Here is a 14,729-nt window from a genome sequence, read left to right as displayed (position 1 = left end):
TTGCTCGTGTCACCCGAGCGCACTCTGCGTGCATACGAAGCTAGGCGGTCTGCTCCGGTCACTGATAGAAGTTGCATACATCTGGCTTGGTTGTCGATCTTGCTTTGCACGATGGTGGCCCAGGCACGTTTGGCGGTGGGCTTGTCAATGCTCAACTGCAGGCGCTGCATTCGGGTGGCGCGACTGTGCTGTAAAAAGGGCAAGAAGACACCGTTGGGCTGATGGTTGTCACCCGTGCTGTACATGCCAATGCCGTATTCGGGGTCCCCTCGTTTTCAGTGCAATAACTGGCGGTACGCAAACCCAGCACTGGCGCGGGGGTGGTGTTGGTAGATCGTTGATTCTGTTGGCTTTCCTGTTCACTTCTCAAACGGGTATCGTGGCCTCCCGCTAATGGGGTTCACGATGCAGGACTGGCAAACGACGTTTTTGGGGATGCGTGAGCTGCCCCGCGATATCAGTGACTTCGAGATGAAGGCGTTTTTCACCTTCGATGGTGCAGAGCGCGAGGCAATCAATGCGCGCCGGGGTGACGCCCACAAGCTCGGTCTGGCGCTGCATATCGGGTTTTTGCGCATGAGTGGCCGCCTGCTGTATGCCTTTCGGGTGGTTCCCGTCGCCCTGTGGCGCCACTTGAGCGAGGAACTTGGCATTGCCACCCCTGATGTGGCTTCGCTGCGCACGCTGTACGGGCGGGAGAAGACACTGTTCGATCACCAGCAAGTAGCGTGCACGGCCCTTGGTTTTCGGTGGATGAGCGAGCACCAACGCCGCTCCCTGGTGCGTGAACTGCGGGACGAAGTGGCCCGTTGCGCCGACCGCGATCAACTGCTCGGGAGGGCCCGCCAATGGCTGTACAAGAATAAGCTGGTGATCGTGCACGAGCGGGCCATCCGGACTTTGATTGCGAGCGCACTCACCCAGCTCGAAGCGGAGACAGGTGCTGCAATCGCCGCCAGCGTCGATCCGGCAACCCTTGATCGGTGGCGAACCTCGGTTGCAGAGCTGCGCCCAGATGGACAAACCCAACAAAGCTGGCTGTGGTCGGCGCCGGCCAAGCACTCAACCCGCCAAATCAGCGAGGTACTTGAACGCATCGATCTGCTGTACGAGCTGGACGTTCATAAACACCTGACCGACATCCCCGATCTCATCTTGCGCCGTTACGCGCGCCGACTAGTCTCTCGGCCGCCGTCTGCCGGCGCCAAGATCAAGGAACCCGCGCGCACCGTGGAGGTCGCCTGCTTTCTGCGGTATTGCCTGTTCACCACCACGGACCAGTTGATTTTGATGGTGCAGCGCCGGATTGCCGATCTGTGGCGCCAGACCGCTGCCGAGGTCCCCGCCACCGTCAACTGGGCGGCGATGTACAAAACGCTACTGGCCGAACTCGTGGCCTTGAGCGCCCAGGGCGCTGTGCCGGACGCCGAGCTGCGCGCACGGCTTGAAGCCTTGGTCATCGAAACCCAGAAACGCAAGCCACCCAGTCGGGCCTCCCTTGTGCGCGAAGGATTGATTGATGTCATTCGCCCCGTACGCTCACTGCTTGTGGCAATTGCAAAGCTTCCATGGCAAGCCACCGGAGAGCATCCCACCATCGACGCCCTGACGAAATTGAGCGCCTATTACGCCAGTAACATCAGAAAGTTGCCGGATGGCGTTGTCGCGCCAGGCCTGGGGAAGGTCTGGCAAGCCGCCATATCCAGCCCAGACCGGGAACGGGCGTTTCGGGCATTGGAGGTTGCCACCTTGTTTGCCCTGCGCCGCGCGGTGCGCAATGGATCGGTCTGGATCGAGCACAGCTTGAGTTTTAGGGGCCGTGCACGCCTGTTCTTCACGGACGAACGTTGGAAGGACGAGTCCAAGAAGCACTATGCCCGTCTGTCGCTGCCCGGCAAGGCGGCCACCTTTCTGAAGCCATTGTTGGCCAAGGTAACTGCAGGTGTCGATGCTGTGGCTGCGGCGGCACGCAGTGGCGTACTGCGCGTCGACGATGAACTCCACCTCTCAGTTTTACCCGCCGAAGACGAAGACCCCGAAGTCACCAAGCTACGGGCGGCTTTGGATCACCGCATCGGCGAAGTGCAATTGCCTGAAGTGATTCTGGCCGTTGACGCCCAGGTGCGCTTCAGCTGGATCATGCTCGGCCGTGAACCACGGTCAACAGCGGAACTGCTGATGGTCTATGCCGGCATCATGGCCCACGGCACCAGTCTGACAGCCATCGAATGCGCGCGCATGATTCCGCAGTTGTCTGCCACCAGCATCCGCCAGGCCATGCGCTGGGCACGGGACGAACGCCGTCTGAGTCAGGCTTGCCAGGCGGTGCTGGAGTTTATGCAACGCCACCCGATCGCCACCACTTGGGGCCGTTCAGACCTGGCGTCTTCTGACATGATGAGCATGGAGACAACCAAGCGGGTATGGCAGGCCCGGCTTGATCCCCGGCGCAACACGCCCTCCATTGGCATCTACTCCCATGTACGCGACCGCTGGGGAATCTTTCACGCACAGCCCTTCGTGCTCAATGAGCGCCAAGCTGGCGTGGCCATTGAAGGCGTCATACGTCAGGAACGCCTTGAAACCAGCCAACTGGCGGTGGACACCCACGGCTACACCGATTTTGCGATGGCACTGGCCCGGTTGTTGGGCTTTGATCTTTGCCCGCGGTTGAAGGAATTGAAACAACGCCACCTGTTCGTGCCTCGCGGCGCCAAGGTGCCAGCCGAAATAGCTGCGGTGTGCGAGGCCAATGTTGACGTTGCCCTGATCGAAAAGCATTGGGACAGCCTGGTGCATCTGGCGGCTTCGGTCATGAGTGGTCACGCCAGTGCGGTGGCAGCACTGGCGCGGTTTGGCTCTGCTGCCCAGGGTGACCCCATCTATGACGCTGGCGTGCAATTGGGACGTTTGCTGCGAACCGCGCTCCTTGCCGACTACTTTGTTAAGGACGCTTTCAGGAATGAATTGCGCCGGGTGCTCAACCGGGGGGAGGCGGTCAACGCCCTCAAGCGCGCCATTTACACCGGCCGGATCAGCCCGGCACAGGCCAAACGTGTGGACGAAATGCAGGCTGTGGCCGACGCGTTGAGTCTGCTGGCCAACATCGTCATGGCGTGGAACACGTCACAAATGCAGGCTGTTCTGGATCGCTGGTCGAACCGCCGCCAGGCCATTCCGCCGGAACTGATCGGAAAAATTGCTCCCACCAGGCTGGAAAGCATCAACCTGCGAGGCGTGTTCCGCTTTCCTGTTGACCGTTATGCCGACCAAATCCTGCCCTCGCGGCAGGGAGCACCGATAACTGGCACCAACGGATGAAACCGATCACGGTTTGACGCCACGAATCCCGGATTTGAAGGTGAACAGGAAAGCCAACAGAATCAACGATCTACCAACACCACCCCCGCGCCAGTGCTGGGTTTGCGTACCGCCAGTTATTGCACTGAAAACAAGGGGACCCCGACAGTGCGTGAAACTTGTCAAAGCGCAGCCCCAACAAGACGGGGATGACGGCCTGAGCATGCGGCAGCATCAGGGCGGTAAGTTCGCGCTCCACTTCAGCGTCGTCCTTGTAAACGCTGAGCACCCAGCCAATGCCGTCTAGCCATTGCTGCTGTCCGTTCAACGCCGCCACACTGATCTGCTGCCAAGCAGCCTGCTGCCAAGCAGCCTGCTGCCCAGCCTTGCTGAATGCTTTGCGCAGCTCATGCCATGCAGGGAGCCTAACCAATTGCTGGTCTTCAGGGTCTTTGGTTTTACCCGCTTCCTTTTGTGCATCGCTTGGGTAGGCCAGCCCACCAAATCGGGCACTTTCAGTTATGTGTCCAGCTTTGACAAGCGCAGCCTTGAGCGTTTTGTATTTGAACTGCTCGGTCTGGTAGGGCAACAGCAGCGCCAACGAGCGCTCGTCTTGCGTCAGCGCGCGGGATGCACCGTCCACTATCACGCGCAAGTTATTCAAGCGGGTCAGCCAGACATGACGCTCAGCTGTGAAACTGGCCTTTGGAGCACGAAACTCAGCCTTCTCAAACGTGCAGCGGCCCAGCATTTTGAGCAAGTCTGCGCCAGCCAATGCGGGCTTCTGGCTCCAGAAAAAGCCACTTTTGTGGTCACCGTTGCCGCGCACCCGCACTTCAAATTCAGCACTAGCATGGGTGTTGCCAAGTCTTCGCTGGTGCTCGAACAACAGTGCAAACTCTTGGTCAAGCAGAACCCTTGAGAGGGCCTTGTCATATTCGCCGCGCTTGTTGCGCTGGGCGTGCGGAAACTCTGCCAGCACCATTTCCGCTGCAGTGCGATAACCCTTGCTGGCCATCTTCGCGGCGGTGTCGGCCAAACCCTTTTTGACGCGACCTCCTTCGCCCTTGGCATCCCCTTCGGCCTGCACCTCTTCGGCCTTGCTTGACCAATGAAACCCCCGGTGTTTGCAGAGGTGATAGATCACTCTGGCCCATTCTTCGTTTGACAGCAGACGATCCAGCGCCTCAACACGCAATTGCCAAGTGGAAACTGAAGTCGGGGGGGTATGTTTGAAAAACGCAGCGTTATCAATTAAGCCTTGCTGTTTGAGAAGCCGCCCCAACTTGGTCAACCGCCAGCTTCTGCGATACAACCGCCTGCGTAAAAGCCGCGCCTGGCGTCGGACTAGGTTCAGTGATTCGCCCTCTTTTGCCGTCTCTGCCTTGTCGAAGCAGCGAACGCCTATGTCAACAATGCGTGACTCGTTCAAAACCGCCCAGCCAACGGATGCAATGCCAATGTCCAGACCCAAGGTCAGAAACTGTGGGTTGGGATGTGTGTCATTTGCCGCTTGATTCATGTGCTCTCTCTGCTAGACTCAAACCTTTTGTAGTTATTCGGGGTGAGAGCCGTTGCTGCAATAAGGAGGGGCTGAAAAGCCCCGTCCGTACCCAAAAGCCTGACGGGGCAACCTGTCAGGCTTTTTCATTTTCAGGCTTCGCTGGCGTTTGTCAAAAGATGTTTTCCTGAACCATCCTTCCTTGGCAAACCAACATTACCGCAAAGTGGTGCGCTTGAGGGCAGCACGGCGAGGAGCCCGCGGTGCCTTGGCTGAGCCCGCCTTGGCCAATTCCTTGACCCGCTCCTGCAACTCCTCCACCTTTTTCTCCAGCCAACCCTTTTGGCTGACAACCTCTGCATTCTCCGCGCGCAGCGCAACTACCGATTCTTCAGCCTTGTTCATGCGCTGGCGGTAGGTAGCCAACTCGATGTCCTTGCTGGTCTTTTCGGCCTGCAGCTGCTCACGCACATCCTTCTCGACCTGACGCGCTGCCTCGATCTGGCGCTTCGCAAAATTGATCTCCCCCTCAAACCGCTTCGCATCGGTTCTGCGCTCGATCCGCTCGTTCTCCAGCTCGGCCATGAACTTCTCCTCCGACTGCTTGCGTGCAGCAGCGTCAGCTTCAGCCTGGCGCTTCCAACCTTCCACTTGAGCTTCAAGACCGCCGATTTCCGCTGCCTGGGCCTCGGCCCGTTTTTCGGCGGCGTCCAGGCGCTCCTGCATGGCGACCAGCTGGCTTTTGTGCGTATCTACCTGCGCCCATGCCTCGGTGCGGGATGAGCATGCTGCCTCCAGAGCCATCTGGGCAGCATCGACCTGTTCCTGGCATTCGCGCCTGAAGATCTCCATCCTCTTATCGGCATGCTCACAGGAAAGCGCCCACAGCTTGCCCAGAGCCTCACCAAAAGTGGCTCGAAGAGCCACTGGCGCCTCTGGCACCTCCAGCTTTATCCGCATGTGCTTACGAAACTCATCCCAGAAGTGCTGCAGGTCACGGCTGATGTCGGTGAGAGAGCCTTGTCCTGTGAATTCACGCACCACCTTGGCAGAGGGGTAGATCCCAAAGTCCAGAAACAGGATCCTGGCAGCGAGCTTGGTCTTTTCCTGCCTGGTGGCTCCACCGGGAAGACTGTCTAAGGCGGCGCTGACAGCGGCAAGGGCCTGTGCGCTGTTGACCGTGCTGTTTTCCTGCATGTCTTCTCCTGGTGAAGCTATAGATACGACATTTTAGCTCTTTTACGGATTACGTAACCTTTACGCTTTACGTAGCGTTCATTATGTTTTATGATCATTTTTATGATTAGTCCACTTATCATAAGAAATAGAAGGGGTAGCGTAAAAAGTACGTGAAAAAAAGTTTTTCGGGCGTCTTGGAGCCCGTGTGGCCCGAGGGTCTTGGGCACCCTGTAAAATGCAGGGTTCCGCGAGAAGTCTTTTGAAATCAAGGACTTGCCAAACTCGGCCGCGAACGCTCTCGCTGACTGACCTGGAAATCGTGTCCAATCAGTTGACACAATGAGGTTGCGTCGAGGGTGTGGAGAGTGTCCATCTGCTTGACACTCTCGGGGTGTCAAAAGCTTTACCTACATTGCCCAGCAGGTAAAGCTTTGGACGATTGACCCGCGAAGAACATCATCACCAAGGACGTGTCTTGTAGGCCTCAAACGCCAAGTCAGACAGTCTGCGTCTCCATCGTCCTGGGCCATTGCAAGTTTTTTGCTAATGGCCCGTTTACGTAACTGAAGTTGTGTTTATTTTGCGAGCCAAGTTGTAACTACCGAAGGCATAGTCGCGGTAGCTTGACCTCGAATGCGCGTCAAAAATGACCTGACCGAATGGCGAGCGTCACGTTCGACCTTGCAAAGCGCATCAGCACCGCCACACCGCGTGAAAAAGTTGACGATTTCGCTGTTTCCCCGTGTTGCTGCATTAACAGTTGTTGACACCCGTAGGAAGGCCGACAGAATCTCCTAATCGCTGAAATCAGCTTCCAACTTCTGTCACCTTATGTCTCAATACGATCCCGTCGATTTGGCCGGAAACATGACCACCGAACGCGAGCTTCGTGAAGCCAAGGTGCGCGCCGGAGATGGCATCGGAGTCGCGCTCCACAAGCTCGGTGAGCATCGAGCCCAGGAGCAAGAAAAGCGGATCCGGGAGAGTTACGGACCGGAACCGGTGGTGGTGGGCATCCCCATTTTGGATACACGGACGCAGTACGAGAAAGATCGCGATAGCGCCAGGCTTCAGAACGGGGTGCGGATGGCGGTGATCTTGTTGATGGTTGGTGTTTTGTTTTGGGTGTTGAACTCCACCATTGGCAACGGCATTCGCGGTATGGACTTTTATGGAGTGAAGGACTCGTACACCTTTTACCCCAATGCGCTCGCATCCTCTAGCTACTCAGATTACTACGTATAGACCAGGCATGATTTATTCATGAACTTTTATTGATTTCATGACTCCAAAGTTCATGGAAAAAGAAGATGCACGCAAGCAGTCGCGGGAAGTACTGCATGAGCGTCGCAAGCAGGTCATCCGCTTGCATCGAAAAGGTGTTGGCGTGATGCAGATCGTTGAGCAAACTGGGCTCAGTTGGTCTGGGGTCAACACTGCACTGCGCCTGTTCGAGCAAGGCGGGGCGGCTGCACTCAAGCCTAACGCCAGGGGAAAGAAGCTGGGCAGTGGACGCAGCCTGAGCGCTGAGCAAGAGCGCGTCATTCGAATGACCATCATCGACAAGCGCCCTGAGCAGATCAAGATGGAGTTCGCCCTTTGGAGTCGGCCCGCAGTGCGCGAACTCATCGAACGCGACCTGGGGCTCAAGCTATCCGTGCGGGCGGTGGGCGACTATCTGGCGCGCTGGGGTTTTACGCCGCAAAAGCCGATCAAAAAAGCCTACGAGCAGAGGCCTGAGGCCGTCCAGGCCTGGCTCGAAGATGAATACCCCGCCATCGAGGCCAGGGCCAAGCGTGAAGGCGCAGAGATCCATTGGGGTGATGAAACGGCCTTGGTCAACACAGATGTGCGTGGCAGAAGTTATGCACCAGCAGGCCAGACGCCGGTGACGCGGGCAGTGGGTGGCACACGGCAAAAACTCTCCATGATTGCCACCGTCACAAACCAGGGCAAAACGCGCTGGATGATCATTGACGAGGCGTTCAATTCAGACAAACTGATCGAGTTCATGCAGGCCTTGATCAAGGAGTCACAGGGCAAGAAGATATTCCTGATTCTGGACAACCTGAGGGTGCACCACAGCAAGCCTGTCAAGGAGTGGTCGGCCCAGCGCAAAGAGGACATTGAGTTGTTCTACCTGCCCAGCTATAGCCCCGAACTCAACCCAGAGGAGCGGCTCAATGCCGATTTGAAGCATGCGATTGGCAGCAAGGTTCCGGTGCGAACCAAGGCCAAGCTGCGCGCGGCGGCGACAGAACACATGACGATGTTGGAGAACACGCCAGAGCGGGTCCGGAAGTACTTTGGCGACAAGCATGTCGCCTATGCGGCCTCATGAATAATTCCCGCCGGATCAATAGGAAGGGCCGATTCTGAAACGGCCTTCGCCAAACAAAGCGCGCTGGATTTCGCAACGAAGTACGGTTCCTTGTTCAAGCCAGGCACCCCATTTGAAAGAATGTTTGACTCGTGCAAGGGCAAATTCTCATGCACGGATATTTCCCTGGGCGCTGTGTTGAACATCCAGCGCTATGCGCTGAAGCCGCAATCTCTTTTGAACGACATGTGTTCACTTGAAGCCAGTGCGGTCGCGAAAAGGGCGCAGACAAGCTACGCAGGCCCCCTGGATGCGCGCTTTGTTCCCTCAAAAGTGAGCGCCTCCAATATGTGCGTTACAACCAATCCTTCGCAAGTACAGGCGGTCGCGACACCCCTCAACACCCGCTACAAGCTCTATGAAGCTGGTTATTTGCTGCTTGTCCCGCTGGTGGCTTTCCTGGTGCTCGTGAGCCTGGTACCCAAAGCCCAGTACCCGGTCAAAGGCGGCTAACAAGAATTGCACTTACAGCCACTGCCGCCATTGATGAAAACTGCCCCCCACCGCCTGCCTGCGCCGCACCGGCTCGTTCCCTCGTCCCTGATCATGGCGCTCGGCCTTGCTCTGTCCGCATGCGCGGCCCCGCCCAGAGACCCGCTCAACGACTACGCATGGGAGAGGCTTGAACGCCTGCCCAAAGATGCGGCCGAAGTCGCGGCGGCCGTGGCGGCGAGTTCGCGCGAAGCGTTCTTGGAGTCCACCAAACAGCGCGTTTCGGATGTGCTCAAGGATCCCGAGAGCGCGCGATTCAGAAAACTGCGCCTGGTCGATTACAAAGGGGGCCTGCTGGCCTGTGGCGAGGTCAACGCCAAGAACTCCTACGGCGGCTACGTGGGGTTTTCTCAGTTCATGGCGGGGAACAACTACGTCATCCTCCTTGGCGAGTCCAACGCCCGCGCGGGATTGAGTGGCGTCGATATGTCGCTGGTCAGCACCGTTTGCGGTAATCAGTAGCAACCCAGAGTGGCCAGCACAACATCCATCAAGCAGGTTTCGCGAGATAAAGCTCGCGCAGAGTTGCGTGAGCTGGTGATTGCCTGGGCCACGGATGCCGACACCCACCTGGCAACCTACATACTGGAGCTGGGCCCCGAGCGCTCTGGCGCCAAGTCCCGCTGCCTTTGCCCTGGTTGTGGTGGCCCGCTGGTCGCCGTGAACAACGCCAAAACCCAGTACAAGGTTCGCCCGCACTTCCGGCACCATCAAGGCGCCAACACCAAGGATTGTGCGATTGTGGCTGCGCGCATGGCCATCCTGCGCACGATGACCGATCTGGGCTGGATCGATTTGCCTGCCCGCACACGCAGCACCAGCATCAAAGGCCTGGATGGTCGGGACTATGAAGGCATGGCCTCCAGACCACCCGAGCGCGTACGAGTGATCAGGGCTGAATTCAGCGACTGCGCCCCCGCTGTATTGCATCTGGAGGATGGTAGGCAGATCACCGTGCTCCTGCGCGGCGAGGCTGCACCCACCGATGGCTCACCCCATACCGGTGCTGTCGTTGTCATTGAAGTGGATGACCCTGCCGTTGCCCTCATGGATCCCCAGCAACTCAGGGAACGGCTGTCCCTCAATGCAGGGGCATGCTGGCATCAGCACTGGGATGACGCGGCGATTCTTGATGAGGCAACCAGCCAGGCTCGGGAAACGGCCATTGACCATCTGGCCCTTGCCCCTGATGGTCTGGATCTCCCCAGCGACATGCCCGCTGAACTCAAGTCAGAAACCGTCCTTCACTATGTCGTCAAGCAAATCCTCAAGGAGGCTGGCGAACTTCGCACGCCTGAAGATGTGGTCTACGTAGAGGCGGAATCCGAGAAACGCTGCCACAGCAGGACTTGGAGACTACCTGAACAACACTTGGCGCTGTCCGAGGTGGAGCTGGAAAAGCGCCTGGGCCTTACCCGCCCTGATCTCGTATGCAATGCCACAGACACCGCAGGCGGCCACTCCTACCCCCGTTTGTGTATCGAGGTCACCGTCTCCAACATCATCAGCCAAGAGCGCTACAACCGGATTCGTGCGGTCGGGTTGCCAGCGCTGGAGATTGACCTCAGCGCCCTGCAAGGGCGCATCACTCGGGACAGGCTGAAATACTTGGTCGTCAGATCCACTTATGTGAAAAAGTGGCTCTACAACCCAGTGCTGGAGCAGCAATCCCGCGATCTTGAAAAAGAGGTCAAGGCATTGGCTGCAGCGGAAGACGAAGCCATCGAAGAGGAGAGGGCCGAAAGGCGGCGCGTGAACGCCCTCCCACTCCAAGAAGTCGCCGAGCAGTATCTTGAGAAAGCCTATCGGTACTTCCTGCTTCTCCAAGATACAAGCGATGCATGGCCCGCAGCAGGCTCAACAACTGGCATGGCTATCGCTGAAGCCAGGGAGGATCTGTCCAAGCAAGCCAATCTCTTGGCCTGGAAGGGCTACCCCGGCGCCGATGAAGAGGACTTTCTGTCCCAGCGCGGTGTATTTGAGGCACTGCTGTCTCTCAAATTTGATCGCGGGCTCACTCGCAAGCTGAACACGGGGTTCCAGGTTCTCAATGCGCTGGTGACAGGCGGTAAAGGGATCGCGAACGACCTTACACCGCTGTACCTGGCCGCAGCCAAGGCTTTTGATGTGCCAATGACACCTGCACAGCAGGCCATCGTTGAGCAATGGCGTGGTGAAGTCATTGAGCGCATCAAGACCTTCAAAGGCAGCTACGTGAGGAGCAGCGTCTACGACCCGCTTCTTGGCGCCCTCTTCCCTGAGTTGCGCGAAGCTTTGCCTCGTACGACTGGTACCCACTTTGTGAGCGTCTATCAAAAACACCAACAAAAGCTCCAGCCACCCCCGAGGGAACTACAGCCCAGAGAGGCCACTCGTGCCACCATGGCAGCGACACTGGCCGAGTTCAGACACTCCATGCCATCATGGATGCGTAGTAGTGGTTTCTTGTCCGGGGCAGACATGGAGAATTGGATAGAACAGAACCCCGAGCAAGCTAAGGCTTTGGGGGTCACATCCATCAAGGATAAGAAGCGCTCATGATGGGTAGCCGCTTTGTATGGTGAAGCCCACACCCATTCACGCGCGGGCCCCCGGCGCTTACACTTCGACCAAGACAACCACAGGCAACTCCACTATGAACCGTGCTGAACTCGTAGAAATCCTGGCTTCCAAGAACGATCTGTCCAAGAGCGCTGCCAACGGCGTGCTGGAGACGCTGATCGAGACCATTCAGACCGCAGTCAAAAAAGGCGATGCAGTCCAGCTGGTGGGCTTTGGAACCTTCAAGCCGGTCAAGCGTGCGGCCCGCACCGGCAAGAACCCTGCCACGGGCGCGGCCCTGAAGATTCCCGCAACCACCGTGCCTAAGTTTGTGGCTGGTGCCAAGTTCAAAGCCGTGGTGGATCCCAAGGCTGCCAAGCGCAAGGCAGCGAAGTAAACCGCCCTACCCTCACAGACAACGCCGCCACTGGTATATCGCCACTGGCGGCTTTTTTGATTTGATCTACCCACGGATTAACCTATGACGGCATTTCAGGATTCTTTCCAGGCAGAGGTCGCGCGCCTGGTGCGCAAGCAGGTAAAGGACGATCAGGCTGCGCTCAAGCAATCAGACCGCAAGCAGCGCGAAGAAGTCTCAGCCCTCAAGCAAGAAGTGAAGTCTCTGAGCACCCAGGTGCGCTCGCTGACCAAGCAGTTGGCCAAGTTGGAGGCATTAGTACAGAGTCAGCTGCCCGAGAAGGAACCACGCGTTTCCCGGTCCGCAGCCGGGTTCGTTTTCAACCACGAAGCCCTGATTGCCAAGCGCCACGAGCTGGGACTCACCCAGGCCCAGATGGCTCAACTGCTGGGTGTGTCGAACCTGACTGCTTACAAGTGGGAAACAGGCGCTGTACAACCCCGTGACAAGAAACTTGCGCGATTGCAGGAAGTTCTGAAGATGGGCCCAAGGCAAGCTCAGAAGGCTCTCAAAGAACCTCAAGAGTGACTAGATCACGCTAGGTGCAAATTCCTGTCCCACCTGAACGCTCAGTTCAATTGCATTGAACCAATCCTACGGCTGAGATGAAAGGTCTCCAGCATCCGATTTGGCCTCTTACAGCGCAGAATTCGGCCATAAACTAGCCGTCCAACTGCGCATACTGAATGACCTCTTGCCTCAGATCTTGAAGACCGCAACAGGCCCATAGTCTGATATTCAGTAAAGGCCTGTGGAAGCGATATCCAAAAGAAGCGTTCCATTCAGCGCCTGCAGAATACTTTTTGCACTTTAATCCATGCGACTTTTCACGTTTGCCCCAGCTGTCGTCTCATTGCTATTCGTTGGTTGCGCTTCGCAGCAGTTGCATCCTACTGAGCAGGACATGTTGTATGCCAAATACTTCGCCAGCAAGGGAGATTTCAAGGCGGCATTTTGGAAGATGCGTGAGCCTGTAGGTACACCAACACATCAAGCGGCGATGCTTGACCTGGCGAAGACCTACCCGCAAATTGTTACCGAGGGGAAAGCGCGGGTCACGCCTGAGTATTACGCATCGTTGGCAGAGTCAGGAGAGACAGAGGCGGCAGCGCGAGATGTGCGGACTTCATTGCAGGCCTTGAAAATTCTCTTGTCTGAATCCGAGTATGGGCCGCTTGAGCAGCGAGCCAATAAATTCTTGGACAAAACCAGCATCTTGCAGGTGCGACGCTCGGTATGGGAAGAGCTTTCCGACGCTGAGCGCACCAAGCTACAAGAGGATCGGTTTGTTTCGGTAAAGGATGACAGCAATTTCGGCAGAGTAATAGACAGGCAGTTGTTTGATGCATCCACGAATGGAACTACTGCTGGCAGCCAACTAGGAGCTGTGCTCGGTCAGGCACAGTACGTGGATAACTCGATTCCAAAGGGAACGTACTCGGCAACCGGGCAAGTGGGCGCAGCGATACTCGGAGCGGTGATCGGCAGCAGCCTTGACCAGTCTGGCTCGCGAACCTTTGTCATGCGGTATGCGATTAAGCGCCTTGACGGAAAAGTCTCTTATGCGGACAGGTACGAAAGCACCTCGCTTGGGGAATCGATAGGCGTTTGCGTCAATTTACAGGCGCAACAAGTAGACCAGGACATCTGCGAACTGACGGCTGAATCCCTGCGCGCAGGCCTACTCAAACCAAGAGTCAAAAAGAATTCCTAGTGCCGGGACTCGTGCAGGGTCGGCTTTTTCATGTTCGGGTCTTGGTGCTGGACTCAAAGCGCACCAGCGTCCGACTCAAACCTCTCATCGAACACCCAGCGAAACGGCGTGTCACGACACGCGCCATCAAATAGCTTACGGTCCATCATGCAATCCACGGTCAGGGCAGCCGCATCCTCGCCATAAACCTCGTTCTCAAAAAACGCACCCTGCAGCGCGTCACAGTGAACGCATCCGTTTGAGAGATACGCATGCCCGCGCGTGCGCGAAAACCGCTCCTTCACTTGGCCAATCCCAAGCGATATGAGATCAACCCGCCCCAGTGCTTCGCCAAGGACTGTCCTGCCCAATGGGTTGTCGAAGTTTTCCATCTTGAGCCAAACAGGCCTGGCGCCAGGTACCAGCAGATCCACCCGAAACTCAAATCCGGTAATGATGGAAGTGGGCTTCTTGCACCGCCAGCAGGCTTGATCGGCTGTGAAGATGTCCAAAGGCACAGCCTGATCAATACCAGGTGCCCAAATGAACTTTCGTGCCAGACACCCACGCACAAATCGGCCCAGCTCGATCCTGGGGCCCCATTGGTAATCCATCTTTTTCGAACCATATGGGGTTTCGTGCGAGATGGAGACCCACGCACTGGGTGGGTCTAACTGCACCTCAACATGGAGCGATGGGATGTCCTTCGACACCTGAACCGCGCTCGGATGCCTGAACAGCCAAAGCCCGCGAACTCCGCTGCTGCGGTACTGCTCTTGCCGCCGCGCTGTCTCGTCGCTGCTCTGTGCTGACCACTGCATCTCGAAGGCTATCCGGTGGGCCCCACGGCTGGCCATCACATCTGCTACCCACACGCTTCCGTCAGGAGCGTGACCACGTTGCTCGGTGTTGACTTCCCACCCTGTTCCCCTGATGGCTCTTGCGATGCATGCTTTGACAAACAGGTGCTCGGCAGTCTCTGCCGCCGATGTGCACTCGCCCCGGCGTTTGTGCGCGAAAAACTGAGTGCCCAGCTTCGAGGTTTTGAGGGTGACATGCTCATCACAGCAAGTCATCCTCAGGTTCTTCTCTGACGCATTCGACGCCTTCAGCCCCGCCCATCCGGCAGCATCGAAGTCGAACGAAAAAAGCGTGTTTTCACCGTGCTTGCAGGACAGAGGCATAGCGGTCAGCCCATAGATTTATTGATTCATCCTAACACCCT

The 14,729-nt window shown here is 57.3% G+C and carries 12 protein-coding genes; 9 read left to right on the top strand and 3 right to left on the bottom strand.

Annotation, left to right across the window (positions count from 1 at the left end; genetic code table 11):
• Positions 1 to 405 precede the first annotated feature (405 nt).
• Positions 406 to 3,321 carry a Tn3 family transposase gene (locus PQV96_RS21230; RefSeq protein ID WP_273625363.1) on the top strand — a complete coding sequence of 972 codons (2,916 nt, stop codon included), beginning with the start codon at positions 406 to 408 and terminating at the stop codon, positions 3,319 to 3,321.
• Positions 3,322 to 3,391: 70 nt separating this feature from the next.
• Here the strand turns inward: PQV96_RS21230 and cas9 are convergent, their stop codons facing one another.
• Together cas9 and PQV96_RS21220 are read right to left on the bottom strand one after the other, a co-directional pair.
• Complete coding sequence (gene cas9 / locus PQV96_RS21225) at positions 3,392 to 4,822, bottom strand: type II CRISPR RNA-guided endonuclease Cas9 (protein WP_273625362.1); 1,431 nt, start codon at positions 4,820 to 4,822, stop codon at positions 3,392 to 3,394.
• A gap of 195 nt (positions 4,823 to 5,017) precedes the next feature.
• Positions 5,018 to 5,998 carry a DNA-binding protein gene (locus PQV96_RS21220; protein ID WP_066692580.1) on the bottom strand — a complete coding sequence of 327 codons (981 nt, stop codon included), beginning with the start codon at positions 5,996 to 5,998 and terminating at the stop codon, positions 5,018 to 5,020.
• An 849-nt stretch (positions 5,999 to 6,847) separates the two neighbouring features.
• On the opposite strand from PQV96_RS21220, the gene PQV96_RS21215 reads away from it, so the two are divergent.
• The 8 genes from PQV96_RS21215 to PQV96_RS21180 all read left to right on the top strand — a co-directional run bounded on the left by PQV96_RS21215 (position 6,848) and on the right by PQV96_RS21180 (position 13,525).
• Complete coding sequence (locus PQV96_RS21215) at positions 6,848 to 7,225, top strand: hypothetical protein (protein ID WP_273625361.1); 378 nt, start codon at positions 6,848 to 6,850, stop codon at positions 7,223 to 7,225.
• Positions 7,226 to 7,277: 52 nt separating this feature from the next.
• Positions 7,278 to 8,321 (top strand): IS630 family transposase, encoded by a 1,044-nt coding sequence (locus tag PQV96_RS21210; protein ID WP_012435376.1) that lies wholly within the window; start codon positions 7,278 to 7,280, stop codon positions 8,319 to 8,321.
• 177 nt (positions 8,322 to 8,498) lie between these two features.
• Positions 8,499 to 8,813, top strand: coding sequence for a hypothetical protein (locus PQV96_RS21205; RefSeq protein ID WP_273625360.1), 315 nt, complete (start codon positions 8,499 to 8,501; stop codon positions 8,811 to 8,813).
• Between the two features lie 33 nt (positions 8,814 to 8,846).
• Positions 8,847 to 9,314, top strand: a complete 468-nt coding sequence (locus tag PQV96_RS21200; RefSeq protein ID WP_273625359.1) for a hypothetical protein — start codon at positions 8,847 to 8,849, stop codon at positions 9,312 to 9,314.
• A 9-nt stretch (positions 9,315 to 9,323) separates the two neighbouring features.
• Complete coding sequence (locus PQV96_RS21195) at positions 9,324 to 11,393, top strand: hypothetical protein (protein ID WP_273625358.1); 2,070 nt, start codon at positions 9,324 to 9,326, stop codon at positions 11,391 to 11,393.
• A 94-nt stretch (positions 11,394 to 11,487) separates the two neighbouring features.
• Entirely contained in the window at positions 11,488 to 11,790 is a 303-nt protein-coding gene (locus tag PQV96_RS21190; RefSeq protein ID WP_044398555.1) for an HU family DNA-binding protein, read from the top strand.
• Between the two features lie 84 nt (positions 11,791 to 11,874).
• The gene (locus PQV96_RS21185; RefSeq protein ID WP_273625357.1) at positions 11,875 to 12,339 is read left to right on the top strand and encodes a helix-turn-helix domain-containing protein; all 465 of its coding nucleotides are present in this window, start codon (positions 11,875 to 11,877) and stop codon (positions 12,337 to 12,339) included.
• Between the two features lie 376 nt (positions 12,340 to 12,715).
• Positions 12,716 to 13,525, top strand: a complete 810-nt coding sequence (locus tag PQV96_RS21180) for a hypothetical protein (protein WP_273625356.1) — start codon at positions 12,716 to 12,718, stop codon at positions 13,523 to 13,525.
• 53 nt (positions 13,526 to 13,578) lie between these two features.
• Here PQV96_RS21180 and PQV96_RS21175 read toward each other — a convergent pair whose 3' ends face one another.
• On the bottom strand, positions 13,579 to 14,688 hold the full coding sequence (locus PQV96_RS21175) for a competence protein CoiA family protein (RefSeq protein WP_273625355.1): 1,110 nt from the start codon (positions 14,686 to 14,688) through the stop codon (positions 13,579 to 13,581).
• Positions 14,689 to 14,729 lie beyond the last annotated feature (41 nt).

It is taken from the genome of Acidovorax temperans (assembly GCF_028596105.1).
GTDB classification, from domain to species: domain Bacteria; phylum Pseudomonadota; class Gammaproteobacteria; order Burkholderiales; family Burkholderiaceae_C; genus Acidovorax; species Acidovorax temperans.
This window is presented reverse-complemented; position numbering and strand designations above follow the sequence as displayed.